Annotated in this window: 25 protein-coding genes; 16 read left to right on the top strand and 9 right to left on the bottom strand. The window is 70.3% G+C overall.

Going from position 1 to position 24,382, the window contains the following annotated elements; genetic code table 11:
- Nucleotides 1-175 precede the first annotated feature (175 nt).
- The 3 genes from ID574_RS53920 (at nucleotide 176) to ID574_RS53910 (ending at nucleotide 2,784) form a co-directional block, all read left to right on the top strand.
- Complete coding sequence (locus ID574_RS53920) at nucleotides 176-1,393, top strand: MFS transporter (RefSeq protein WP_188196872.1); 1,218 nt, start codon at nucleotides 176-178, stop codon at nucleotides 1,391-1,393.
- Between the two features lie 35 nt (nucleotides 1,394-1,428).
- Nucleotides 1,429-1,929: a pyridoxamine 5'-phosphate oxidase family protein gene (locus ID574_RS53915; RefSeq protein WP_188196871.1), complete on the top strand. Its 501-nt coding sequence runs from the start codon at nucleotides 1,429-1,431 to the stop codon at nucleotides 1,927-1,929.
- Nucleotides 1,930-2,220: 291 nt separating this feature from the next.
- Nucleotides 2,221-2,784: a dihydrofolate reductase family protein gene (locus tag ID574_RS53910; protein WP_188196870.1), complete on the top strand. Its 564-nt coding sequence runs from the start codon at nucleotides 2,221-2,223 to the stop codon at nucleotides 2,782-2,784.
- A gap of 140 nt (nucleotides 2,785-2,924) precedes the next feature.
- Here the strand turns inward: ID574_RS53910 and ID574_RS53905 are convergent, their stop codons facing one another.
- Nucleotides 2,925-3,560 carry a transcriptional regulator gene (locus tag ID574_RS53905; protein ID WP_188196869.1) on the bottom strand — a complete coding sequence of 212 codons (636 nt, stop codon included), beginning with the start codon at nucleotides 3,558-3,560 and terminating at the stop codon, nucleotides 2,925-2,927.
- A complete protein-coding gene (locus ID574_RS53900) occupies nucleotides 3,557-3,952 on the bottom strand; it encodes a DNA-binding protein (RefSeq protein WP_188196868.1) in 396 nt (131 codons plus the stop codon). The genes ID574_RS53905 and ID574_RS53900 overlap by 4 nt, the downstream gene beginning before the upstream one ends.
- Before the next feature lie 60 nt (nucleotides 3,953-4,012).
- Between ID574_RS53900 and ID574_RS53895 the strand changes: the two genes are divergently transcribed.
- Both ID574_RS53895 and ID574_RS53890 read left to right on the top strand, forming a co-directional pair.
- Nucleotides 4,013-5,260, top strand: a complete 1,248-nt coding sequence (locus tag ID574_RS53895; protein WP_188196867.1) for a PEP/pyruvate-binding domain-containing protein — start codon at nucleotides 4,013-4,015, stop codon at nucleotides 5,258-5,260.
- A 123-nt stretch (nucleotides 5,261-5,383) separates the two neighbouring features.
- Entirely contained in the window at nucleotides 5,384-5,998 is a 615-nt protein-coding gene (locus ID574_RS53890; protein WP_188196866.1) for a histidine phosphatase family protein, read from the top strand.
- A 259-nt stretch (nucleotides 5,999-6,257) separates the two neighbouring features.
- Here ID574_RS53890 and ID574_RS53885 read toward each other — a convergent pair whose 3' ends face one another.
- Nucleotides 6,258-6,905 (bottom strand): DsbA family oxidoreductase, encoded by a 648-nt coding sequence (locus ID574_RS53885; RefSeq protein WP_188196865.1) that lies wholly within the window; start codon nucleotides 6,903-6,905, stop codon nucleotides 6,258-6,260.
- A 178-nt stretch (nucleotides 6,906-7,083) separates the two neighbouring features.
- On the bottom strand, nucleotides 7,084-8,064 hold the full coding sequence (locus ID574_RS53880) for a helix-turn-helix transcriptional regulator (protein WP_188196864.1): 981 nt from the start codon (nucleotides 8,062-8,064) through the stop codon (nucleotides 7,084-7,086).
- Between the two features lie 196 nt (nucleotides 8,065-8,260).
- Here ID574_RS53880 and ID574_RS62595 point away from each other — a divergent pair, with 196 nt between their 5' ends.
- Nucleotides 8,261-8,401, top strand: a complete 141-nt coding sequence (locus tag ID574_RS62595; protein WP_336245654.1) for a mycothiol transferase — start codon at nucleotides 8,261-8,263, stop codon at nucleotides 8,399-8,401.
- A gap of 56 nt (nucleotides 8,402-8,457) precedes the next feature.
- Here ID574_RS62595 and ID574_RS53870 read toward each other — a convergent pair whose 3' ends face one another.
- On the bottom strand, nucleotides 8,458-9,492 hold the full coding sequence (locus tag ID574_RS53870; RefSeq protein WP_188196863.1) for a PucR family transcriptional regulator: 1,035 nt from the start codon (nucleotides 9,490-9,492) through the stop codon (nucleotides 8,458-8,460).
- Nucleotides 9,493-9,586: 94 nt separating this feature from the next.
- On the opposite strand from ID574_RS53870, the gene ID574_RS53865 reads away from it, so the two are divergent.
- The 6 genes from ID574_RS53865 (at nucleotide 9,587) to cpt (ending at nucleotide 16,540) form a co-directional block, all read left to right on the top strand.
- Nucleotides 9,587-10,492, top strand: a complete 906-nt coding sequence (locus ID574_RS53865; protein ID WP_188196862.1) for an alpha/beta hydrolase — start codon at nucleotides 9,587-9,589, stop codon at nucleotides 10,490-10,492.
- Nucleotides 10,493-10,511: 19 nt separating this feature from the next.
- On the top strand, nucleotides 10,512-11,954 hold the full coding sequence (locus ID574_RS53860; protein ID WP_223168046.1) for an MFS transporter: 1,443 nt from the start codon (nucleotides 10,512-10,514) through the stop codon (nucleotides 11,952-11,954).
- 27 nt (nucleotides 11,955-11,981) lie between these two features.
- Nucleotides 11,982-12,371 (top strand): cupin, encoded by a 390-nt coding sequence (locus ID574_RS53855; RefSeq protein ID WP_188196861.1) that lies wholly within the window; start codon nucleotides 11,982-11,984, stop codon nucleotides 12,369-12,371.
- Complete coding sequence (locus ID574_RS53850; RefSeq protein ID WP_223168045.1) at nucleotides 12,281-14,224, top strand: ABC transporter ATP-binding protein; 1,944 nt, start codon at nucleotides 12,281-12,283, stop codon at nucleotides 14,222-14,224. Before ID574_RS53855 ends, ID574_RS53850 begins: the two co-directional genes overlap by 91 nt.
- A complete protein-coding gene (locus ID574_RS53845; RefSeq protein WP_188196860.1) occupies nucleotides 14,221-15,936 on the top strand; it encodes an ABC transporter ATP-binding protein in 1,716 nt (571 codons plus the stop codon). Before ID574_RS53850 ends, ID574_RS53845 begins: the two co-directional genes overlap by 4 nt.
- 70 nt (nucleotides 15,937-16,006) lie before the next feature.
- The gene (cpt, locus tag ID574_RS53840; protein WP_188196859.1) at nucleotides 16,007-16,540 is read left to right on the top strand and encodes a chloramphenicol phosphotransferase CPT; all 534 of its coding nucleotides are present in this window, start codon (nucleotides 16,007-16,009) and stop codon (nucleotides 16,538-16,540) included.
- On the opposite strand, the gene ID574_RS53835 is transcribed toward cpt, so the two are convergent.
- Nucleotides 16,533-17,552 (bottom strand): helix-turn-helix transcriptional regulator, encoded by a 1,020-nt coding sequence (locus ID574_RS53835; RefSeq protein WP_188196858.1) that lies wholly within the window; start codon nucleotides 17,550-17,552, stop codon nucleotides 16,533-16,535. The two genes, cpt and ID574_RS53835, sit on opposite strands and share 8 nt — an antisense overlap.
- A 62-nt stretch (nucleotides 17,553-17,614) precedes the next feature.
- Here ID574_RS53835 and ID574_RS53830 point away from each other — a divergent pair, with 62 nt between their 5' ends.
- From ID574_RS53830 to ID574_RS53820, 3 genes are all read left to right on the top strand, one after another.
- A complete protein-coding gene (locus ID574_RS53830; RefSeq protein WP_188196857.1) occupies nucleotides 17,615-18,199 on the top strand; it encodes a DinB family protein in 585 nt (194 codons plus the stop codon).
- Nucleotide 18,200: 1 nt separating this feature from the next.
- Nucleotides 18,201-18,638: a VOC family protein gene (locus tag ID574_RS53825; RefSeq protein ID WP_188196856.1), complete on the top strand. Its 438-nt coding sequence runs from the start codon at nucleotides 18,201-18,203 to the stop codon at nucleotides 18,636-18,638.
- A gap of 315 nt (nucleotides 18,639-18,953) precedes the next feature.
- Nucleotides 18,954-19,907, top strand: coding sequence for a LysR family transcriptional regulator (locus ID574_RS53820; protein ID WP_188196855.1), 954 nt, complete (start codon nucleotides 18,954-18,956; stop codon nucleotides 19,905-19,907).
- Between the two features lie 95 nt (nucleotides 19,908-20,002).
- Here the strand turns inward: ID574_RS53820 and ID574_RS53815 are convergent, their stop codons facing one another.
- Both ID574_RS53815 and ID574_RS53810 read right to left on the bottom strand, forming a co-directional pair.
- Nucleotides 20,003-20,572: a cysteine dioxygenase family protein gene (locus ID574_RS53815; RefSeq protein ID WP_188196854.1), complete on the bottom strand. Its 570-nt coding sequence runs from the start codon at nucleotides 20,570-20,572 to the stop codon at nucleotides 20,003-20,005.
- A 36-nt stretch (nucleotides 20,573-20,608) separates the two neighbouring features.
- Entirely contained in the window at nucleotides 20,609-21,184 is a 576-nt protein-coding gene (locus ID574_RS53810) for a dihydrofolate reductase family protein (RefSeq protein ID WP_188196853.1), read from the bottom strand.
- Between the two features lie 268 nt (nucleotides 21,185-21,452).
- Here ID574_RS53810 and ID574_RS53805 point away from each other — a divergent pair, with 268 nt between their 5' ends.
- The gene (locus ID574_RS53805) at nucleotides 21,453-23,567 is read left to right on the top strand and encodes an LLM class flavin-dependent oxidoreductase (RefSeq protein WP_188196852.1); all 2,115 of its coding nucleotides are present in this window, start codon (nucleotides 21,453-21,455) and stop codon (nucleotides 23,565-23,567) included.
- Here ID574_RS53805 and ID574_RS63260 read toward each other — a convergent pair.
- Entirely contained in the window at nucleotides 23,535-23,885 is a 351-nt protein-coding gene (locus ID574_RS63260) for a hypothetical protein (RefSeq protein WP_223168059.1), read from the bottom strand. The genes ID574_RS53805 and ID574_RS63260 overlap by 33 nt on opposite strands.
- Between the last annotated feature and the right edge of the window lie 497 nt (nucleotides 23,886-24,382).

The following is a 24,382-nucleotide window of genomic DNA, read 5'->3' as shown; positions in this document are numbered from 1 at the left end:
TATCGATGAATTTTCGCTAAAGGTGGCATTAGACGCATAAGCCCTCTTGGGTGGAGGCTCGTCGGTGAGCCGAGATGGGCTGGATGACCGGGTCAACCACAACGGCCCGAGCCAGTGCCGGCCGCCGGATGCTGTGAAGGCCCGACGGCGGACGAGAGTAAGGGAATCCCCAGCGATGCGTACGTACCGGGAACTGTTTCGAACACCTGAGTTCACCCCGCTGTTCGCGGCTTCGTGCGCGCAGGTCGCCTCGACCACGCTGAACGGGCTGGCGCTCGCCACGCTGGTGTATGCCCGCACGGACTCCCCGCTGCTGGCCGCGTTGAGCATGTTCGGGCCGTCGTTCGCCGAATTGGTCGGCGCCACCACGCTGCTGTCGGTGGCCGACCGGGTGCAGCCGCGTGCGGCGCTGACGCTGACCGCGCTGGCCGGCGGCCTGGCCGGCTTGGCGCTGGCCATGCCGGGCATGCCGCTGTGGGCGATGTTCACGGTGATCTTGGCTCTGGGCCTGGTCAGCTCGATCGGCGGCGGTGTCCGGTACGGCCTGCTCAACGAGATCGTGCCGCCGAACGGGTACGTGCTCGGCCGTTCGGTGCTCAACATCTCGGTCGGCGCGATGCAGATCGCCGGCTTCGCGCTCGGTGGCATCCTGCTGGCGGTGGTGTCGCCGCGTGCGACGCTGGCCATCAGCGCGGCGCTGGCCTTCGTCGCGGCTCTGGTGCTGCGGTGGGGACTCAGCGCCCGGCCGCCGCGGGCGTCCGGCCGCCCGTCCCTCGCGGCCACCTGGCAGGTCAACCGGCATCTGCTGTCCACGCCGGCCCGCCGGGCCGTCTACCTGGCGACGTGGGTGCCCAACGGCCTGGTGGTGGGCTGCGAGGCGCTGTTCGTGCCCTACGCGCCGCGGTCCGCCGCCGTGCTGTTCGTCGCGGCGGCGCTGGGCATGCTGTTCGGCGATCTGGTCGCCGGGCGGTTCATGTCGCCACAGGGGCGGCGGCGGTGGGTCACCCCGCTGCGATTCTTGCTCGCGCTGCCGTACCTGCTGTTCGTGCTGCCGCTCAGCACGCCGGTCGCGGCAGGCGTCGTCGCGGTGGCGTCGATCGGCTTCGCATCCACGCTGCTGCTGCAGGAACGGCTGATCGCCCTGATCGGCGAAGACGTCCGCGGTCAGGCGCTGGGCCTGCACGTCACCGGCATGAAGGCGATGCAGGCGGCCGGCGCCACGCTGGCCGGGCTGCTTGCGCAGTTTCTGCCCGCGGGTGCGGCGATGGCCGTGATGGCGGTGGCGTCGCTCGCTGTCACCGCGACGCTCAACCCGGCCCTGCGCCTGTCGAACGGGACCCCGCCGCCCAGACCACAACCGACCACCGCGCAAGCAGTGGCCGAACGCCCCTGAACCGACGCTGAGAAACAACAACGAGAGGAATTACTGTGGAATCGTACGAGGTCACCGAGGTTCTGAACCGGCCGCTCAGCCGGGAACTGCTGGCCCGCGACGTGACCCGCCTGGCCTACGTCGCCAAGGACGGCACACCCCGCAACATCCCGATCATCTTTGCCTGGAACGGCACGGAGATCGTCATGAGCACTCCGAAGAACGCTCCGAAGCTCCACGCCTTGAGCGAGAACCCGATGGTCGCCCTGACGATCGACACCGAGTCGCACCCGCCCAAGATCTTGCTCATCCGGGGCCGGGCCGAGCTGGACTTCGTCGACGGCATCCCGGACGAGTACCTCCAGACGACCACCACCTACCAGATGACCCCCGAGCAACGGGTCGTGTGGGAGGCCGAGGTGCGTTCCCTCTACCACGACGGCATGGTCCGGATCGTCGTGACCCCGACCTGGGCGAAGCTGATCGACTTCGAGACGACCCTGCCGAGCCCGGTCGAGGAACTGATCCGGCAGCGGGAGGAGCGTCAGCGCGCCTGAGCCCCGCCCGGTCGTCCGCGTCGGGTGGATCGCCCACGTGTGGGGCACCACCATGTCCTTGGCGCGCCTGGGACGCGAGTGGCCGTCCCCGTGCCCGTTTGTGGCCGCCGCGGAGTGCGCGGACTCGTTGAAGTTCGCCAGGAAATGTCGAGGTAGGGGGTCGAGAACCCGCGCGCGGTTTCGTCCCTGGGAAGAAGAACCGTTCCAGTTCCTCCGGTGTCGGATCCGTCACGAAGGCTCCGTACCGGTGGACCTGTTCAGCCGACAGATATTCGAGAGGCACAGTCAGTGATGCGAAAGCTCATCGTTCAGCAGTGGGTTACCGTCGACAACATCGCCGCGGAGGAGGACGGCGGGCTCAGCTTCGTGTCAGGGGAGCCCTTTTCCGAGACCACCGACCCTGCGTTCAAGGCAAGCGTGATGGGGCTCATCGACGAGGTCGACACGCTGATTCTCGGCGCGAATACCTACGCCCAGTCCACGGGCTGGGCGTACGCCGAGGAGCAGGGCGAGTACGGCGAGAAGCTCAACAACCTCACCAAGTTCGTCGCCTCGTCGAAGCTGGATGACGCCCCCTGGGGCGACTTTCCCGCCGCGACCGTGACGCGCGATCCGGTCGCCACCATCCGGGAGCTCAAGGAGCAGAGCGGCAAGGACATCTGGCTGTGGGGGAGCTTGACGCTCATGCACTCCCTGCTGGACGCCGACGTCATCGACAAGATCACCCTGCTCGTCTGCCCGGCGTCACGCGGCAAGGGAACGCGCATTTTCGAGGATCGGCAAGACCTGAAACTGATCGAGGCCACCGGCTTCGAAAACGGCGTGGTACTTCTGCGCTACGAGATCAAGAAATAAGCGGAAGTCCGCACTTTAGAAGAATCGGACGCCGGCGATGCCGCTCGTTTTGGGCATCGGCCGGCGCGCGACGATGAGCCGGTTGGCGGGTGAGGATGCTGCCGCTGAGCATGCATGCCCTCGGGGCAACAAGCGGGGGGTCAGGGTTCGGTGCGCCGATCGAGGCCGAGTGTGGCGATGAGGTCTTCGTGGAGCTCGAACCAGACACGGTGGCAGGAGTCGACGTCGGTGCGGTCGACCCAGGCGCCCTCCCCGGCTCGGGCGCGCGCCAGGGCTGTGGTGAATCGTGCGTCGTAGCCGCGGAACCGTGTGAGGACGCTCTCGAGCCGGTCTGCGAGTGGCGTGAGTGCGCGGTCGATGGCGGCGAGTTCGTGGAGGACCCGGGCGTCCCAGGTGGGATCGGAGTGGTCGTTGACGGCGAGCCGATCGCCGGCGGTGGGCCGGAGTTGCCAGTCGGTGCAGGCTCGTAGCAGGAGGGCGTTCAGCGGGAGGAACTCGCGGTAGACGTCGCGAACCTCGTCGGCTCCGCCGACGCGTGCGAGCTCGGCCGCGAGCTGGCGCTCGTTCTCGGCCCGGCCCCGTTCGGTCAGCGACCAGCCTCCGGTGCCGGCGAAGGCGGTGTGCTCGACCCAGCCGCACGCCTCGGCGTCGAGCAACACTTCTTTCGTCTCGGCCGTGTCGAGGCCGGACCGCTGAGCGATCACCGGGGTGTCCGCGAACCCGGTGAGGCGCACGGCGTGCAGGACAAGGAGGGCGGGCGGAGAGTCACGCGTCACGAGTCGGCGTCCTGTCGTGCTGTCAGGCGGGTGTAGTGCTGCTGGCACGCCTGCGGTGAGTTGAACCCCATCGCGTGCGCCATCTGCGCCCAGGTCAGTCCGGCGCTCCGGGCCATGAACAGCAGGGCGGATTCGAGTCCTTCGACCTCGGCGCGTGCGGCGGGCAGGAGGGTGAGCGCACTCAGGATGTCCTCCGGGCTCAGGTCGGCGTTGCGCCAGACGGCGAATTGCACGAGGTCGACCGCCGACGGCGGGGCTGGCGGGGGTCGCCACGGGCGGGCGTCGAGCGCGTCGGCGCCCAGGCTCAGTAGACGCTCACGCGCCTCCTGCTCACGTCGGGCCTGGGCGTGGTCGGCGTGCGCGCTGTGAGCGATGTCCTGCTTGCGTGCCATGCGACTCATGATGCACAATCAACAAAATGTTGTCAACTATCTGTTGAAAGGCGTGGGTGGATGATCGTACCTCTCGTGGAGGCTGTCGCCGATACCTGCGGAGGCAAGGGCGGCACACTTGGCGCGTTGCTCCGCGCGGGTCTGCCGGTTCCTGACGGCTTCGTCGTCCCGTTCGCCGCTTACCGCGCCGCTGTCGGCGATCTGGGCCTCGGACGGTTCGCCGACGAGCCGGACGATCTCACCGTGGCACGGCAGGCGATCGTGGCCCGCCCACTCCACGCCACCGTCATGGACGCACTGGGACGCGCGCTCGACGAGCTCGGCGACCCGCCAGTGGCGGTAAGATCATCGGCAGCGAACGAGGACACCGGTCAGGCGTCGGCGGCCGGTCAGCACGAGAGCTTTCTCGCCGTGCACGGAGTCAGCGACGTCGCCGATGCCGTACGCGCCTGCTGGGCCTCGCTGTCATCGCCACGTGCCGTCGCCTACCGGGGTGCCTCCGGGCGCGACGACCAGCCGTCCGCCGATCCTGTGATGGCCGTCGTCGTCCAGCGCCATCTGGATGCCGAGGTATCCGGGGTCATGTTCACACCCGCAGGTCCGGACAGCGCGACCGAGATCGAGGCGTCCTGGGGCCTGGGCCCCAGCATCGTCGGAGGCGCTGTCACCCCGGACGCCTACCGAGTCGCCGAGGACGGGATGGTCACCCGCACCGTCGCAGACAAACGGACCCGCCTGGACCGGCGTGGCACGCGGCTCGTCGTTCGCGACGTGCCCACCCGTGCCCGGCACCAACCGACGATCGATGACGCGACCGCCGCGCAGCTCGCCGAGCTGGGCAAGGAGATCGCTGCCGTACTCGGCGGACCGCAGGACGTCGAGTGGGCGATCGTCGACGGCCGTACCTGGGTTCTGCAAGCTCGGCCGATCACCGCCGCGCTCCCACGGCGGCCTCTTCCTTCCGGCTCCTCGGACGTCCCGGCCGCCACACTCACCGGGACACCGGGCAGCCACGGGACCGTGACCGGAACCGCCCGGATCGTCCGCGGTCCCGGCGACTTCGCGCGCGTGAACCCGGGCGACATCCTCGTCTGCCCCTTCACCGACCCCGCTTGGACACCGCTGCTGCGCATCGCCGCCGGCGTCGTCACCGAAACCGGAGGCGTGCTGTCCCACGCCGCGATCGTCGCCCGCGAGCACGCCATCCCCGCCGTCCTCGGCATCCCGAACGCAACGAGCATGCTCCACGACGACACGCTCATCACCATCGACGGCACCACCGGCACCGTCACGGCGACCGACGCGTGACCGATCACTTCCGTCCCTGGCCGGGAGTGATCACCCAAAAGCCGCACGCCGCCGAACCCATGCCTACGGAGCGAAAGGAGAGGGGAAGCGGGCCCGCACGGGCACCGCACCCCCCAACTGCTGATGACTACGCGACACCTCTACCTGGCACGCCACGGCGCAGCCGACGCGTTCGGGGAGCTCACCGGCATCGGGCGCCGGCAGGTGGGCCTGCTGGGCGAACGGCTCGCCGGCGTACCGGTCGACGCCGTGTGGCACTCTCCGCTGCCACGCGCCGTGGCAAGCGCGCACGAACTCGCCCGGCATCTGCCGAACGTGCCCGTGACCGAGGCCGCCGAACTCGTCGACCACGTGCCCTACGTCCCCAGCGCGGCCGAAACACCCCCGTCCTGGGCCGGCTTCTTCGACGGCTACGACGACATCGAGGCGGCCTCGGGGCAAAGGCTGGCCGAGGCCCTGGTCGCCCGGTTCGCGAAGGTCCCCGACGCGACCACGAATGGGACCCGGCCCGACACACACGAGGTCCTGGTGACGCACGCCTACCCGATCGCGTGGCTGGTGCGGCACGCGCTGGATGCGCCGCCGTCCCGGTGGCTCGGACTGAACAGCGCCAACACCGCGCTGACGGTCATCGAGTACCGTACCGGTCTGCCGCCCACGATCGTGATGTTCAACGACATGAGCCACCTCCCCGCCGACCTGCGCTGGACCGGGTTCCCCGACGGCGTGAGGCCGTGAGGTGTCTCCTGCTGCCCCGTACGTGATCCTCCCCCACGTGACGCCGACCGGTTACCACATGCGGGGGGGCTGGTCGTACTCGCCGCAGCCACCACGCTCACCGGCCGGGGCGCGCCATGTCAGGCGATGCGGAGTCTGGTCCTTGAGGAGGAGCCCAAGGACCGGCTCGCCGCAGATCCCGCACTACGCGAGCCGGGGCTGGCGGCCGGGGCGCATGGCCCCTGACGAAGTGGGCGTCGCACCATGACCGAGGCCGCTTTCAGGACTGGCGCGGTACATCCCTCAGCATGGTCAGGCCATGCTCCAGCAGGCGGCGCAGCTCGGCGGGAGGCTGGACGCCCGACACCGGGGGTCCGCCGTCGATCACGAGGGAGGGGACGCCGGTGATCCCGTGCTCGGCCGCGCGGCGCCGGTCGGCGCGGACCTGTTCGGCGTAGTCGTCGCCGGCGAGCAGAGCCTGTACCTCGGCGTCAGCCAGCCCGGCCTCGCCGCCCAGGCGCCGAAGCACCTGCGGGTCGGCCACGTTCAGCCCTTCGGTGTGGTACGCGCGCAGCAGCCGCTCCATCGCCTGGCCGGCCAGGCCCCGGGCAGCGGCCAGATGGCACAGCCGGTGCGCGTCGAAGGTGTTGACCGGCCGGGCCAGATGCAGGTTGAGCTCCAGTCCCTCAGCAGCGCCCAGCGCCCGAATCCTGGCGGTGCGGGCCGGCGCCTGATCGCCCCACCAGCCGGCCATGGCCTCGGCGGCCGTCGGACCGGGGATCCGGCCTTCGTCCGGGGCGAGCTCGAAACTGCGCCAAATGGTGTGCACCTTGTCCCGGTCGGTGACCTGCTCCAGTGCCGCACTCAGCCGTCTCTTGCCGATGTAGCACCACGGGCACAGGACATCGGCATAAATTTCGACCTTCATGAACGTCCTAGGTGATTCGCGATCCGATCAGAGGCGAGGAGCTGTGGCCGGGACCGGCCTCGCGGACGGCGGGTTGTCGATGATCGAGTTCCGCGGTCACGTACACGCTCCTTGTCAGAGGCCGGGCAGGCTCTGGTGGCTCATCCTGCAACCTCAACCGCAGTTGAGATCAAGGGGTCTATGGGGTGCCGCTGGCGGCGTGGGCGTAGCGGCGGGCCAGGCGCGCGAAGGCGTCCTTGAGCTCGGCCGGGCCGACGACCTCGATGTCGGCGTCGAACCTGCCGATGGCGCTGGCCAGGCCAGGCCACGACCACGAGCCCAGGACGAGCCGGCAGCGGTCAGGGCCGAGTTCCTCGACGACGCCGTCACGGGTGTGGCGGGACACGACGGCGGCGGGCAGGTCGAGGATCACCTCGCCACGGCAGGGCCAGTCGCCGGAGCCGGAGCCGTCGGAGCCCCGGAACCTGCCGGTCACGAAGGCGGCCACCTCACCTCCGGGCAGCTCGCGCGGGGTGAAGCGGGGTCCCGTGGGGATGCGGGGGGTGATCCGGTCGGCGCGGAAGGTGCGCCAGTCCTCGCGGTCGAGGTCCCAGGCGATGAGGTACCAGCGTCCGCCCCAGGTGACGAGGTGATGGGGCTGCACCCGGCGCGGCGGACTCTGCCCGCCGGTCTCGTCCGGGTAGTCGAAGCGCAGCACCTCGCGGGCGTGGACGGCGGCGCTGAGCGCCATCAGCACGCTGCTGTCGACCTGCGGGTCCGGTCGGGTCGCGGGCGGCTCGACGGCGGTGACGTGGAAGGTGTCGATGCGGCGGCGCAGCCGTGTGGGCATGACCTGCCGGACGGTGGTCAGCGCGCGTGCCGCGGCTTCCTCGATGCCGGCGCCGCTGGTGGCGGCGATCTGGAGTGCGATGGCCAGGGCGACGGCCTGCTCGTCGTCGAACAGCAACGGAGGCAGCTCCGTGCCGGCGTCGAGCCGGTATCCGCCGTCGGGCCCCTTGAAGGCCACGATGGGATAGCCGAGCTCGCGCAGGCGGTTGACATCGCGGCGCACGGTGCGCGGGCTGATGTCCAGCCGCTCGGCCAGCAGCGCCGCCGGCCAGTCCCGGCGCGCCTGGAGCAGCGAGAGCAACGCGAGCAGTCGCGCTGAGGTCTTCGGCATGATCCTCATATTGCCCGGAGAAGCGGCCACTTCCTGGCCGCTTCGCTGAGCGACGAGCAACTCGGCGAACGCCCGACGGTCAGCGCACTGTGCCTCGGCGGACTGATCAAGCATGTCGCGTCCATCGAGGTAGCAGGTCGCCGCCCGCAGCGAGGAGATCGTCGCCGCCCTCCCCGATCTGTCGGCGACGCACTCGTTGCCGGAGGCGCCCTGGAACGAGCCGGGAGCGGTGCGGAGCGTGCGCGGGGTGCTGATGCACGTCATCGCCGAGACCGCCCAGCATGCCGGGCACGCCGACATCCTCCGGGAGACGCTGGACGGGCAGAGATCGACCTGAGCGGTGACGGGCCCCGCCGGAAGGGGCCATGCCACCGAACGAATGGGGGATCTTCCTCAGTCGTTGAGCAGCCGCCACGCGGTGAGGGCGAGCCTGGCCCGTATCAGTCCGGTGGGCTCGGTGAGCTCGACGCCCAGGGTCTTCCCGAGCTGTTCGAGCCGGCGGGCGACGCTGCTGTGGTGCAGGTGGAGCAGGTCGGCGGCCCGGCGGAGGGAGCCGGTGGCGCAGTAGGCGTCCAGGGTCTCCAGGTCTTCCGGGTTGTCGGCCATGCGGGCGATCGCGGCCACGTCGGCGTTGTCGCGCGAGGCGTCCTGGGGTATCTGCGCCAGGAGTGCCAGCGAGCCCAGGTCGTCGTAGTGGACGACCGGCTGGCGGGGGGTGGCGAAGCGGAGGGCGGTGCGGGCCTCCTGCCAGGATCGGTCGGGACTATCGGCGGCGCCGATGCCCGCCCGTATACCCGCGGGAAACCGGGCCGCGTTGACGGCGGTGGCCAGCAGGACGCCCACGTCGGCGAGTGGTGCCGCCTTCACCGGGCTGGCCGGGCAGATCAGGCCGCCGACCTTGTCGAGCGGGAGGTGCGACCGTACGGCGACGACGCGGACCGGCAGGTCGGCGGCGAAACCCAGGAGCCGTAACGCCCGGGCTCTGGCCGCCTCGTCGCTGTCGGAGCTGATCACCAGTTCGACGAGCGCGGGGTCGGCCATGGTGGTGCGGGCCGGGCCGTACCGTTCGACGACCGCCGCGGCGGCGATGGCGAGCCGGTCCAGCACCAGTTCGTCGAGCGGGCCCGGCGGGCCGGGGCGTTCCAGCCACACCGTGCCGATCTCCTCCTCGTCGAGCGTGATCGGCGCCGTGGTGGACGCGGGTGACGGTGGGAGGGAGGCCTGCCTGCCGTCGGGCGAGACGCGGATCGTCTGTCCCCTGCCGTGGAGCCGGATCCCGGCCGCGCACTCGGCCAGGCCCGCCGAGGCCCGGGCCAGCGCCGGCAGATCCACCCGCCGGCGCATCAGCGTGTCGTAGAACATGACGACCCGGATCGCGCCTCCGGCTTGGGGATCCAGTTGCGACAGCCGTTGGGCCAGTGCCTCCATGGCACCAGCGTATGCGCCGATCGGTGCGCGGCCGGGGCGGGATGTCCGACGGATGGCGGATGATCTCGGGGCCGTCAGCGGTGAGGATGCCGGTATGGATCCCGAACTGGAAGCGTTCATCCCGTTGTTCCCCCGCGTCAACCTGACCGACCCGGTCGCCGAGCGCAAGAGCTTCGCCGAGATCGCCGCCGCGGCCCCGCCGCCGGACACCTCGAACATGGAGATCGAGGAGCGCACAGTGCCCGCCGATCCGCAGGTGCCGGTGCGGATCTATCGCCCGCACCTCGCGCAGGGCGCCATCATCTGGCTGCACGGCGGCGGATGGGTCATGGGCGACCTGGACACCGAGCACCCGTGGGCCGCCCGGCTGGCGGACGTCTCCGGCGCGGTGGTGATCTCGGTGGGCTACCGCCTGGCCCCCGAGCAGCCGTTCCCGGCCGCTCTGGACGACGTCTACGCCGTGCTGACCTGGACGGCCGAGCACGCGGCCGAGCTCGGCATCGACCCGGAGCGGATCGCCGTCGGAGGTCACAGCGCCGGCTCCAACCTTGCGGCCGGGGTGGCGTTGCGGGCGCGCGACGAGCAGGGGCCGCCGATCTGCTTCCAGCTGCTCAACCAGCCCGCGCTCGACGACCGGATGGAGACCTGGTCGGCGCGGCACTTCACCGATACCCCCTGGATGAATCGCGACAAAGTCGTCGCAGCGTGGCGGCACTACCTGGGTTCCGCGCCCCCCTCGCCGTACGCCGCCCCCGCGCGGGCCGACGACCTGTCCGGCCTGCCCCCCGCCTACATCGCCACCGCGGAGTTCTGCCCGAACCGCGACGAAGACATCCTGTACGCGCTGCGCCTGCTGCAGGCAGGCGTGTCGGTCGAGCTGCACCAGTGGCCCGGCACCTTCCACGGGTCGCAGGCGATCCTGTCCGCCGAGGTGTCGCAGCGGCAGGTCGCCGAACTCGGCGCAGCCCTGCGCAGAGGACTGAGTCACGTTGGCAAGTAGGGATTCAGCAGCCGCAAGCGTGGCCGTCGAGCCGGGCGCTCGGCCGGGCATCGCCCTCGCCGCGGTGGCCGTCGTGCAGTTCATGGTGTCGCTTGACCTGTCGGTCGTGAACGTCGGACTGCCGCAGATCGCTGCCGGCCTCGGCTTCAGCGCAGTGGGCCTGACCTGGGTGATCCACGCCTACGCGCTCACTTTCGGCGGGCTGCTCTTGCTGGGCGGCAAGGCGGCCGACCGGTACAATCACAAGCGGGTCCTGCTGCTCGGGCTCGGCGTGTTCGGCCTCGCCTCGCTCGTCGGCGGCTTCGCGCAGGAACCCGGCCACCTTGTCGCCGCCCGTGCCGTCCAAGGCATCGGAGCGGCCGCACTGGCACCGGCCGCGCTGGCGCTGCTGACCGCGACGTTCCCCACGGGCAGGGCCCGCATCCGCGCCTTCGGGATATGGAGTGCGATGAACGCCGCCGGGGGCGCACTCGGCGTCCTGATCGGCGGCCTGCTCACCGAGTACGCCGGCTGGCGCTGGGTGATGTTCGTGAACGTGCCGATGGCCGCGTGCGCGCTGGCCCTGGCCTGGCGGGGTGTCGCCGCCGGCCCGCCCCCGGTTCGCGGCGGCCGTCCGGATGTCCTCGGTGCCGTCCTGGCCACGGCGGGCATGACCCTGCTGGTGTTCGGCCTCGTCCGCACCGACGAGTACGCGTGGACCTCGCCGACGACCGTGACGACCCTGGCGGTCGCCGCCGCGCTGCTGGCCGCGTTCCTCTACGTCGAGCGAACCACCGCCCGCGAACCGCTGATCCGGCTCGGCCTGTTCGCCAACCGCTCGGTCGCCGGCGCGAACGCCTACAACCTGCTGGTCGGCGCGGCCATGGCCGCGGCCTTCTATTTCGTCTCCCTCTACCTGCAACGAGTGCTCGGGATCGGGCCGGCCCTGGCCGGGGCGGCGTTCCTGCCGATCGCCCTCGGCGTGGTCGCCGGCTCCGTGCTCGCCGTCAAACTCGGCTACCGTCTCGCGCCGCGGATCCTCCTGGTCATCGGCGGGCTGCTGACCGCGACCGGGCTCGCCTGGTTCGGCCTGATCAGCCCAGATGGCACCTTCACCGCCGACGTCCTGGGTCCCTCGCTCGTCGCCGGCGTCGGCTTCGGGCTCTGCCTCGGACCGGTCGTCTCCACCGCCACCACCGGCGTCGCGCCCCACGAGAGCGGCACCGCCTCAGGCCTGCTCGCCAGCTCACGCCAGATCGGCGCCTCGCTCGGACTGGCCACCCTCGGCAGCGCGGCCCACCACCGCACCGGGCAGACCGCCACCCCCGAAGCGCTGAACGACGGATACGCGCTCGGCCTGACCCTCGGCGCCGCACTCCTGGTCGCCGCCGTCCTCATCGCCCTCACCGTCCTGCGCCGGACCAGCCCGCCATCACGGGCCGAGCAGAGCGACGACCGCGATCTGCTCCGCGCCCGCAGTTGAAGATCGTCGTAGGAAGGACGCCTCGGCATGACCGTCACCCCGATCGATCTCTTCGCCTCCTTCGTCCGCCTCGACCGAAGCGGCGAGATCCACGCCGAGAAAAGACCGATGGACCTCGACCAGGACGGGTGGCAGCTGACGGCCTTCTATGCGAGGACCGACGCCGACGTCCACGCCGACCACTGGGAGGTCCATCCCGAGGCCGAGAAGGTCGTGTCCTGCCTCGTCGGCAAGATACGCCTCTACCTCCGTCCGGAGCAGCCGGGACAGGAGGAGGAAGAGATCAGGCTGACGGCCGGAACGGCGGCGATCGTCCCACGCGGGCGGTGGCACCGCATCGAGTTGGACATCCCCAGCAACATCATGGCCGTCACTCTGCCGCGTGGCAGCCGGCTGGAGAAGCGGACCGAAGCCTAGGCACGGGCCTGGGTCACCCCGAGATCGACGAAGACGGGAGAGCGATGACCACCACCGAGCTTGCGCAGGCGAGGGAGCGGTCCACACCACCTCCGGATGACGGCTTCGCACCGGGACAAAGCATGACGCGGCTGCTGCGCCCTCATCTGCGGAGTTTCGCCGCCGTTATGATCCTGCAGGTCGTCGGCGCTGTCGCGGGTCTGGCGCCGCTGCTGGCGGTCGTCGAACTGGGTCGTACGCTGTTGTCGCCCGGTCCGATCGATCACGGTCATGTCTGGACCGTCGTCATCGCCGGTGCGGCCGGCTTTTTCGTCCGGCTGCTGTTCACGGCCGCGTCATCGGGAATCGGCCATGTTCTCGACGGCCAGGTGCAACTGACCTTCCGCCGGCAGCTCGCCGCGCGGCTGGGGCGCGTACCGATCGGCTGGTTCTCCCGGCGCCGGACCGGCGAGCTGGCCAAGGTGGTGGGGGAAGACGTCAGCGCCGTGCACCCGTTCATCGCCCACACCCCCGGCGAGCTCGTCGCCGCGTTCGTGGTGCCGCTGGTGTCGCTGATCTACTTGTTCACCGTCGACTGGCGGCTCACGCTGATCACGCTGATACCGGTGGTGCTGGCAGTGGCGCTGGTCCCTCTGATGATGACCCCGGCCCGGCTGCGCGAGCAGGAGGAGTTCGACGCGGCCATGGGACGGATCGCGAATTCCGTGGTGGAGTTCGTCCAGGGGATCTCGGTGGTCAAGGCGTTCGGCGGGTCCGAGCGCGCCCACCGTCGATTCCGCACGGCCGTGGACGATTTCGCCGGCACCTTTCTCCGCTGGGTGCGCGGTATCTCCCCCATCGCCGCCGGGATGCAGCTGGCGCTGTCGCCGCCGTTCGTGCTGCTGGTCGTGCTGATCGGCGGCGCGACCCTGATCACGAACGGTTCTCTGGCCGCGGCCGACCTGCTGCCCTTCCTGCTGCTCGGACTGGGCCTGACCGCTCCGGTGGCGGCCCTGGGCCACGGCTTCGACGACATGCAGGCCGCCCGGCGTGCGGTCGGCCGGATCCGGGACGTGCTCGGCGTACAGCCGCTGCCGGAGCCCGCGCACCCGGTCGCGCCCCAGGGCCACCGGGTGGAGCTGCGTGACGTTCGTTTCGGCTATGAGGCCGATCATGAGGTCCTGCGCGGGATCGACCTGGTGCTCGAGCCTGGGACGGTCACCGCGATCGTCGGGCCGTCGGGCAGCGGGAAGTCGACGTTGGTTCAGCTGTTGCCGCGGTTCTTCGATCCGACGCACGGTTCGGTCGTCCTGGGCGGTGTGGATCTGCGCGAGGTCGGCAGCCGGGAGCTCTACCGGACGGTCTCCTTCGTCTTCCAGGACGTTCGCCTGCTGCGCGCGTCGGTCGCGGACAACATCGCGCTCGCGGTACCGCATGCCGACCGTGACGACGTGGTCCGCGCCGCACGGCTGGCGAACATCCATGATCGGATTCTCGAGCTGCCGCGCGGATACGACACGGTGATCGGCGAAGACGCCGGGCTGTCGGGCGGCGAGGCACAGCGGATCTCGCTCGCACGCGCGCTGCTCGCCGCCACACCGGTCCTGGTGCTCGACGAGGCGACCTCCTTCGCCGACCCGCAGACCGAACAGGCGGCGCGCCGGGCCCTGGCGACACTGGGTGGCGATCGGACGATTCTGGTCATCGCCCATCGCCTGGAGACGGTCGCCGACGCCGACAACGTCGTCGTGCTGGAGAACGGGGCCATCGTCGAGCGAGGCAGGCCCGCCGAGCTGCTGGCACAGGACGGAAAGTTCGCCGCGTTCTGGCGGTCCCACCGATCGGCCATCACCCAAGGAGACGAATCCCGATGATTCGAATGTTGCTGCGCGTGCTGGGACACGAGTACGCCCAGCCGGTGCGTCGCACCGTGGCCCTGATGACGACGACCGCGGTAGCGGAAGGTCTGTCCTACGCGCTGCTGGTTCCGGTGCTGCGGGCACTGTTCGGGAGCACGCCCGGAGCTGCCGTGCCCTGGCTGATCGCGTTCGGGGCCGCGGTCGCGGTCTACGCGGTGCTGCGCTACGGGAGCGATCTGTCCGGTTTCCGCGTCGGGACCACGATGCTGCGTGGCATGTACCACCGGCTCGGCGATCATCTGGCCCGGTTGCCCCTCGGCTGGTACAACGCGGGCCGCGTCGGCGAGGTGTCCGTCCTGGCCAGCCGCGGCGTCCTCCAGGCGATGGGCGTGATCGCGCATCTGCTGGCGCCGTTCGTCTCCGCCTGCGTGACTCCCCTGACGATCGTCGTCGTGATGCTCGCTTTTGATTGGCGCATGGGGCTGGCCGCGTTGGCCGCCGTCCCGATCGTGGCGGCGACCCAGATCTGGACGGGACGCTCGATGGCCGCGACTGATGCCGAGCGCCACGAACGCGACCACGAGGCCACGGGGCGGGTCATCGAATATCTCCAGGCCCAGCCGGTGCTGCGGGCCGGCGGCCGGACCGTCGAACGCTTCCGGTTGCTCGACGACTCGCTGCGGGAGGTCCAGCGCACGTCCCGCCGTACCGTGCTGTCGGCACTGCCGGGCGTCCTGGGCCTGACCCTCACGGTGCAGGCGATGTTCACGGTGCTGTTGGCCCTGGGCGCCTACCTCGCGCTCGGCGGGAACATCGGCGCGGCAGAGCTCTTGACGATCCTGGTGCTGGCCGCCCGATGCGCCGATCCGCTGCTGTCGCTGGCGGACATCGGCGGCAAACTACGCGGCGCGCGTTCCGAGCTGGCCAGAATCGACACGGTGTTGCGTACCGAGCCGCTGCCGGAGGCTCCCGAACCGATCCGGCCAGTACGCCATGACCTGGAGTTCGAGTCCGTCACCTTCCGGCATGGCGACCGCACGGTGATCGACGACGTGTCGTTGTCCGTGCCGGAGGGACAGCGGCTCGCCGTGGTGGGACCGTCGGGTGCGGGCAAGAGCACGTTGCTGCAGTTGATCGCGCGGTTCTACGACGTGGACGCGGGCGTGGTGCGCGTGGGCGGCGTGGACGTGCGCGCGGCCGGCGCTGAGCTGCTGATGGCGCAGATCGCCATCGTCTTCCAAAACGTCTATCTCTTCGACGGCACGATCGAGGAGAACGTGCGTCTCGGCCGTCCCGACGCCGACGAGGCCGAGGTGCGGGCGGCGGCGACCGCGGCGCGGCTGGACGAGGTGATCGAGCGACTGCCCGGAGGATGGGCCGCGAACGTCGGCGAGGGCGGCGCCCTGCTGTCGGGTGGCGAGCGCCAGCGTGTCTCGATCGCGCGAGCGCTGCTGAAGAACGCGCCCATCGTGCTGCTGGACGAGGTGACCTCCGCACTGGACCCGGTGAACGAGGCGGCCGTCCACGAGGGCATCGAACGCCTGATGGCGGGCCGGACGGTGGTGATGGTGGCGCATCGGCTGCGGACCGTCCGGCGCGCCGATCGCATCGTCTTCCTGGACGGCGGCCGGATCGTGGAGGAAGGTGGCCACGACGAGCTGCTGCGCCGCGGTGGCCGCTACGCCGACTTCTGGAATGTTTCCATGACACCGGTGGCGGGTGAATGAGCCGGGGTGTGGCGGCGGTGCCTGCCGAAATTCGATTCGTGCCGTGTGGAGAGTGGACTACTGTGGCGCGGTGACCACCCAGATGATCATTCTCAACGGCGGTTCGAGCTCGGGGAAGTCCGGGATCGTACGGTGCCTGCAGGCCATACTGCCCGATCCGTGGCTGGCGTTCGGGGTCGACTCGTTCATCGCCGCCATGCCCGCGAAGATGCAGGCGTCGGGCGAGGGCATCACGTTCGCGCCCGACGGCGGGGTGAGCGTCGGGGCGGATTTCATGGCCCTGTACGCGGCGTGGACGGAGGGCGTCGTGGCGATGGCCCGTGCCGGCGCAAGGGTCATCATCGATGAGGTCTTCCTCGGCGGAGCGGCATCCCAGCAGCGATGGCAGAAGGCTCTTGGCGGGCTGGACGTGCTGTGGGTCGGCGTCAGATGTGAAAGTGCGGTCGCCGCGGGCCGTGAGATCGCACGAGGAGACCGCGTCCGGGGAATGGCCGCGTCCCAGGCCCATGTGGTTCACGAGGGGGTGATCTACGACCTGGAGGTGGACACGACGCACACCGAGTCCCTGGTGTGTGCGCGGACCATCGCCGCCCGCGTCAGCTGACCGGCGGATCGGCCCCGCCCGCCTGGCCTGCGGCAGCGGGCAGCTCACGCCGGTGGACGTCCTCCGCCATCGCCGCGAGGCGGCGGGCGAGCAGGGCCGCGGCCTCCCGCAGCTCCGGAGGCTCCAGCACCTCGGCCTCGAAGCCCAGCCGGGCCACGTGCATGGCGAGCCAGCCCAGGTCATCCCCGCCGACGGCGAGCACGCACCACCCGTCGCGATCGTCCTCGACGCGCCCGACCTGGGGTGGCACCAGCTCCCGCACCTGGTCGGGCCGGGCGTGCACCCGCACGCGGGCGAGATACCGGTACGGCGCTTCCGTCACTCCCCGCTGCACGTAGGCGACCGGGTCCGGATGCTCTCTTGCCCGGAAGCGCCAGGTCGTCGCCCCCGCCTCGCGCATCCGGTCCAGCCGGAAGGTGCGCCAGTCGTCGCGGTCGACGTCCCAGGCCATCAGGTACCAGCGGCGGCCGGTGGCGACCATCCGCACCGGCTCGACCGTGCGCTCGCGCTCCCCGCCGTCGCGACCGGCGTACCGGAAGCGCACCCGCACGGCGTCGCGACACGCTCGCGCGAGGGTCACCAGCAGCTCGGGGTCGATCTCGACCCCGGGGCCGACCAGGGTCTCCGTGGCGCCGTGCACCGCCCGCACCTCGGCGCGCAGCCGGGGCGGCATCACCTGGTCGAGCTTGGCGAGCGCCCGCAGCGCCGCCTCCCCCGCCCCGGCGACCGTGCCCCCCGCCGCCAGCCGCAGGGACACCGCCGTCGCGATCGCCTCCTCGTCGTCGAGGAGTAGCGGCGGCAGCCGGGTGCCCGCGCCGAGCTGGTAGCCGCCGCCGACCCCCGCCGTCGCGTGCACGGGGTAGCCGAGCGCGCGCAGCCGCTCCACGTCGCGGCGCACCGAGCGGTCGGTGACCCCCAGTTCGGCGGCGAGCTCGGCCGCGGTCCAGGACGGCCGGCGCTGCAGCAGCGCCAGCAACCGCAGCACCCGCTCGGTCGTCCCCTCGACACTCACCTGCTCATCGTTCCACAGATCACGGAACGATCCTGTCCGCTATATGCGGAAGAGTGAGCACCATGACCGACCAGACCTGGAATCCCCTGCTCCGAGAGCAGATCGACTGGCACTGGACCGAGCAGCTGCGCGATCGCCTCGACGGACTCACCGATGACGAGTACTTCTGGGAGCCGGCGCCCGGCTGCTGGAGCGTGCGTCCGCGCGGCACCGGCACCGCACCGGTGCAGGCCGGGTCCGGCGCGATGACCATCGACTTCGCGATGCCGGTGCCCGACCCGCCACCGTTCACGACGATCGCCTGGCGACTCGGGCACGTGGTCGTCGGCGTGCTCGCGATGCGCAACGCCTCCCACTTCGGCCGCCCGCCCACCGACTACCACTCCTTCGAGTACGCCGCGACCGCGGCCGAGGCGCTGGCCCAGCTCGACGCGGAGTACGCCACGTGGCTGGCCGGGGTGGAATCCCTCGGCGAAGCCGGCCTCGCCCGCCCATGCGGGGAGGCGGAGGGACCGTACGCCGAGCGTCCTCTGGCAGCGCTGGTGCTGCACATCAACCGCGAGCTGATCCACCATCTCGCCGAGGTGTGCCTGCTCCGCGACCTCTACCTGCACACCCACCACCGGACCCGACAGGAGGCGAGCTGAAATGGCCCGCGACGTCCAGATCACCTTTGACTGCGCCGACCCGGCCGCGTTGGCGGCGTTCTGGGGCGAGGCCCTCGGCTACCGGCTGGATGACCCGCCCAAGGGCTTCGAGTCGTGGGAGCAGGCCCTGGACGCGATGGGTGTGCCGCCCGAGCGCCGCAACGACGCCTCGGCGGTGGTCGACCCCGAGGGCTCCGGGCCTCGGCTGTTCTTCCAGCGGGTGCCGGAGGGCAAGCAGGCCAAGAACCGCGTGCACCTCGATGTGCGGGCCGCCCCCGGGCTCGAGGGCGAGGCGCGGATGGCGGCCCTGGAGGCGGAGGCCGAGCGGCTCGTCTCCCACGGCGCCACCCGCCTCCGCCGCTACGAGCCCGCTCCCCCGCTCGACGCCGGTCACATCATGATGGCCGACCCCGAGGGCAACGAGTTCTGCCTCGACTGATCAGCCCGCGCGTAGTCGGGGCGGGTACCGCCGACTGGCTGGAGAGGGCCCGTTCGTCATGGCCAGGCCGACTCCAGCCGGTGACAGCACCCGTCCTCGATGCTGTCCCGGCCGAGGCGATGGCGATGGTGACCGGTGCTCTCTGCAGCCGGACCGGGGTGTGTGGCTGCGGGGCCGCACTGAAGCGGTGCGCCCGGCCACCCGGACTCAGCGGTCGCACATCGCGGCGACGAAGGCGTCGATCAGGTGCTGGCGGACCAACAACCGCCTTTCGGCGAGCCACAACGATCGGTTGGGCAGGCATAAGGTGGGCCAATGGATACCGAGGCCGTGCGATCGTTCGTCCGGGCGGCCGAGCTCGGACAGTTTCAACACGCGGCCGACGAGCTGGGCGTGACGCAGCAGGCGGTCTCGAAGCGGATCGCCGCCCTGGAGCGCGAGCTGGAGGTCCGCCTGTTCACCCGTACCGCCCGAGGGGTCGAACTGACGCTCGACGGCCAGGCGTTCCTCCCGCACGCACGGAGTATCGTCGCGGGGGTTGATCGCGCCGTCACCGCGGTCAGGCCGGGCTCGCGGGCCCTTCGGATCGACGTTCTAGGGCTGCGAAGCGCGCAGGCCGTCGTTCTGCACGACTATTGGCGGTCGCACCCGGAAACCGACCTCGACGTGGTGACCCTCAAGGTCGACGACCCTCATGTGGCGGCCGCCGCCGTCCAGGCAGGCGATATCGACGCCTCGTTCCGCACCGTCACCGATCCGGCCACGCTGCCGCGCGACGTGCAAATGATCCACGCCTTCGACTCCCCGCTGGAACTCCTCGTCGGCCCCCGGCATCCGCTTGCCTCCGCACGAACACTGACACCACCCCAGCTGCGCAAGCTTCGGATCTGGGTGCCGGGCATCGTGCCCCGGAGCGAATGGTCAGAGTTCTACGATCAGCTCGCCACCGCCTTCGACCTCCGCATCGACGCGGCAGGCCCGAACTTCGGCAACGAGGTACTCCTCGACGCCCTCGCGGACTCCGCCGACGTGGCCACCCTCGTCGGTGCGCGCGACCGGTACATCTGGCCGACGAACCACGACCTACGCCGCATCCCGATCGTGAACCCGACGCTCGCCTACCCGATCTCCCTCATGCTCCCCAGAACGAATCCGCATCCGGGACTCCGGGCGGTCATCAGCCACTTCGCAAGCCTGACACCGCTCCCCGAGACGACGTGGCTCCCGTCCTGGGCAACGACACCACGCCGCAGCGCCGGCCAGACCTAGCACCGCCACGGCGAAGGCATGGGGTCGGCTGCATCATCGCCTCACCCGCCGCACCGCCTGGCTCGACCACGACGGCACAGGCGGGGCGGGTTCCCTCATTCGCCTGCCGGGCTGTCCCAGCCGGAGACGAACCATCGGACTGCTCCAGTGGCCGGATCGTACAACCGCCGGTTGATGATGCCGATGTTGCCTCCGTAGACGTGGATCCCAACGGTGGGCTCGTCGCCGACGGCTGCGACGGCGTGGACGTCGTCGTCGGTCGTACAGCACACGGTGACTTGCCCGCGTTCCCACACATGCTCACCGGCCGGCGTCAGGGCTGTAACCGGCTCAGACGCCACGGGCTTGACGTAGCGGAACTCGCGTTCGGCTCCCGAGTAGATTCCGACGACACCCCACGTGTCGTGTCCGTGCACAGGAGTGCGTTGACCTACCTTCCAGACCACCGACGCCAGTGACCAGCTGTTGTCGGGAGCGATGTAGAGCGGGTAGGTGACATGGCGCTCGTCCGACGGCCGGGTGAACTCCGGGGGAAGCCGGTAGTCGCTAGCCAACAGACCGGACAACCGAGCCGCGACCTGACTCGTGATCTCATACTCGTCGTCGATGGTGCTGACCAGGGACGCCACGTCTTCGATGAAGGTGGCCAAGGTGTCCGTTCTCATCGTGTCCATCCTCCTCTGTGAACCGCCTCTTCCAACTCACGCATCGCGGCGAACGCGGTAGCGCAGGTGAGTCACGGAGCCCGCGACGGGCTTCCCTTCCGGGATCAGCTCGGCCCGCTCCCCGGCGAACAGTGGCGTACCCTCCCCCATCAGCAGGGGGACCAGCTGGATGCGCACCTCGTCGAGCAGGCCCGCCCTGAGCAGCTGCCGGGCGATGTCCGCGCCCATCACCCAGACGTCCTTGTCGCCCGCGGCCTCCTTGGCACGCCGGGTCGCGGCCTCCAGGCCATCGAAGGCGAACGTCCCGCCGTTGTCGCCGAGGAGGTCCTCCCTGGTCCGGTGGGTGACCACGAAGGTCGGGACGCCGGGCCACGGCGTGCCGCCCCACGGGCCCACACCGAGGTCGAAGGTACGCCGTCCGATGAGGGCGGCCCCCACCGTCCCGTCGAGCTTCCGCAGGACGCCGAGGTCGACCTCCCCGCCCGGGCCCTTCCCCGCATGCCATTCGTGGAGGCGTTCGCCGCCGTCCCCCATGGGCTCTTCTTCTCTGACGTTCGGTCCGGTCGTGAACCCGTCCAGGGACATCGACACATCCAGCACGATCTTGCTCATCGCGAGCCTCCTCCGCTCCATCGGCGGCGCCGTCCGGCGCCGTCATGAAATAGTCGGAGCCGGCCTGGCCGTCTCGACATCACCACGGAACTACCTCCTGAACATGGGCGGCGTTCGTGGGTCTGGACCACCGCAGGTCGGCCGGGCTGTCATGAATCGGTCAACCATAGATGGACGGTCCCGGAAATACGTTGGCTGACAGATGGGTTGTAGAGCATACAAGTTGATCCACAGATGGGCTGCTGGACAACCAGATCTAGGACCCTCCATGCCTGACTATGGACACGAGCTCCTGCTCGGCACGTTCATCACCCCTATCGCGCACGAGCCGCACCAGGCGGTGTCCTTGGCCGAACTCACCGAAGCGGCCGGTCTGGATGTCGTGACGTTCCAGGACCACCCCTACAACGCCGACCTCCTCGACACCTACACCCTGCTGACCTGGGTCGCGGCCAAGACTCGGCGCGTCCACGTCTCGGCCGACGTCATGAACCTCCCGCTACGCCCGCCCGCGATGCTGGGCCGCGCGGCAGCGAGCCTCGACCTGCTGTCGGAGGGACGGTTCGAGCTCGGGCTCGGAGCGGGCGCCTTCCCCGACGCCGTGCACGGCATGAGCGGCCGGCGGATGACGCCCGGCGAGAGCGTCGAGGCTCTTGACGAGGCGATCGACATCATCCGGGGAGTCTGGAACGATCGCGAGCCCGAGCCCCTGCGCCACCAGGGAAAGCACTACGCGATCCCTCAGATGCAGCGTGGGCCCCGCCCCGCCCACGACATCAGCGTCTGGCTGGGCGCCTACAAACCCCAGATGCTGCGCCTTACGGGACGCAAGGCCGACGGCTGGCTCCCCACGCTCGAATATCTCCGGACTCCGGGGATGGAGGAGTCGAACAAGATCATCGACGAAGCCGCCCTCGCAGCGGGGCGCGACCCGAGCGAGATCCGGCGTCTGCTCAACCTCTTGCAGGTGAGTTTCTCCCGGACGCGGCGGGGACACCTCCAGGGACCGCCCGAGCAGTGGGTGGAGGAGTTGCTTCCGCTCGTGCTGGAGAACGGTTTCTCGGCCTTCTTCATCGGTCAGGACGACCCGCGGATCATCCGGACCTTCGGTGAAGAGGTGGCGCCCGCCCTCCGCGAGGCGGTCGCGCGTGAGCGGTCCCGGGCCGGCACGGACACCGGGCCCAGGCGCTCGCCGGTCGCGCTCAGCATGCGGCACGCCTCCATCGACTACGACGCCCTACCGCCGTCGCTCGCGAGGAAAGCCGTCGAGCCGGGCGACCGGGCCTACGACAGGGTCCGCCACACCTACACCCGCACCGGGTCACCTGCGCTGGCGATCCAGGCCGAGGACGCCGACGACGTCGTCGCGGCCCTCGCCTACGCACGCCGCCAGCACGTACCGATCTCGGTGCGCAGCGGCGGGCACGGCATCAGCGGCCGGTCGACCAACGACGGCGGGCTCGGCTACCTCGCCCGCAAGCGCGGCCTCACGGTCGACCACGTCACGGCCGCCGAGATCGTGGTCGCGGACGGCCGCAGGCTCCGCGTGGACGCGGAGCACCATCCCGACCTGTTCTGGGCGATCCGCGGGGCGGGCGGCAACTTCGGCATCGTGACCGCGTTCGAACTCGACGCCTACGAGGTCGGGAACGTCGTCATCGCGACCGTCATCGTCGACGCGAGCGACACGGCCGACTTCCTGATCTCCTGGGGGCGGCTGGTCGAGGCCGCGCCCCGCGAGATCACGAGCTTTCTGTCACTGTTCCCCGCCCGTCGAGGAGCGCCGGTGACCGCTCAGATCACCCTCGTCTACGCGGGCGACGACGTCGAGGCCGCACAGGACGCCCTCACCCCCTTCCTCGGCGCCGGCCCCGTCATCGACCAGCAGGCGCAGCTCGCGCCCTATCACCTGATCGTCGCCCCGCCCGAGAACGAGCACCGCGGCCAGGGCCTGGAGGACACCCGAAGCGGGCTGCTCGACCACATCACGCGGCAGGCCGCCGAAGTCGTCGAAGAGATGATGAAGTCCGGCGACATCATGATCATGCAGTTCCGTTCGATGGGCGGCGCGGTGGGCGACGTCCCCAAGGAAGCCATGGCCTGGTCGCACCGCACCCAGAATTTCGCCGTCATCGCCGCGACGGCGCCGAGCCACGTCGCCCGCATGGACAAGCACTGGGCCCACCTGTATCCGTTGCTGAACGGCATGTACTCCAGCTTCGAGACCGGCACCGACCCCCAGCGCCTGCTCGACGCCTTCCCCGAGCCGGTTTTGACCCGCCTCCGCCGGCTCAAGGCCGAGTGGGACCCTGACGACGTCTTCGACCGCAACTTCAACATCACTCCGGCGTCACCGACGGATGAGGACTCCCGGGCCGCGTGACGGGCACCTCGTGGCCGAGCAGTCGGCCGGGACCCTGGGATGCTCTCTCGGCATGGTCCTGCGCGCCTGGCGGGAGGAGGTCGATGAGGTGCTCCATGGCCTGCCGGGAAAGCAACCGGGGGAATCAGGTGCTGCTGGCCGTCGTACGGGGCGAGCCGCAGCGGCCTCATCGTCGCCGCGGAACGCGGGCGGCAGTTGCCCGCCGAGGCGGAGAGCCGTGTGGCCGCAGCGGAGCGCACCACTCATCCGCTGGGCCTCCACCTCGTGCGTCACCTGAGTGACCACGAAGACGAACACCAGGTCGAAGAAGAGCTCCATCGGCGTCACCCGAACGCGGGCGCTCTCCGAGGTCCACAGCCGCAGCCGAGGTCCGGACGACGTCATCGCCTCACTCCCCTCATCAGCAGGGACGCCCGGGGGCCGTGGCGTGACCGTCCTGCGCCTTCTCTGGTCCACTGGCTGACTCCGAGCTACGAAGGAAGCCACCGTACCGCCGATCAGCCCATGCCGTGGATGCGGCCCTCGGCGACGAAGATCCTGTCGCGGGATGCCGTGCGCCGTGCCCGGCTGGAGATCGCCAGCCCTAGCGTTTTGACACCCGATATGGCTAACCGCTATCTATTGGCTAACCGTTAGGGGGTGCAGAGTGCTGGTGAGGTCCGCCGAAGAGACGCGCACGGGCGTGGCCGCACTGCCCGGGAAAATCCACCAGGTCGCGACAGGTTACGGAGATCCGGCGACCGGAGACGGGGCGGCCGCAGAGGCTTCGGAGGGCCCGGCGGACCGGGTGGCGACGGTCCCGGGGACCGGCAGGA

The organism is Nonomuraea sp. SYSU D8015, assembly GCF_008065375.1.
Classification (GTDB): Bacteria; Actinomycetota; Actinomycetes; order Streptosporangiales; family Streptosporangiaceae; genus Nonomuraea.
Note: the sequence above shows the minus strand (reverse complement) of the source record. Positions and strands in the feature narration are given on the sequence as shown.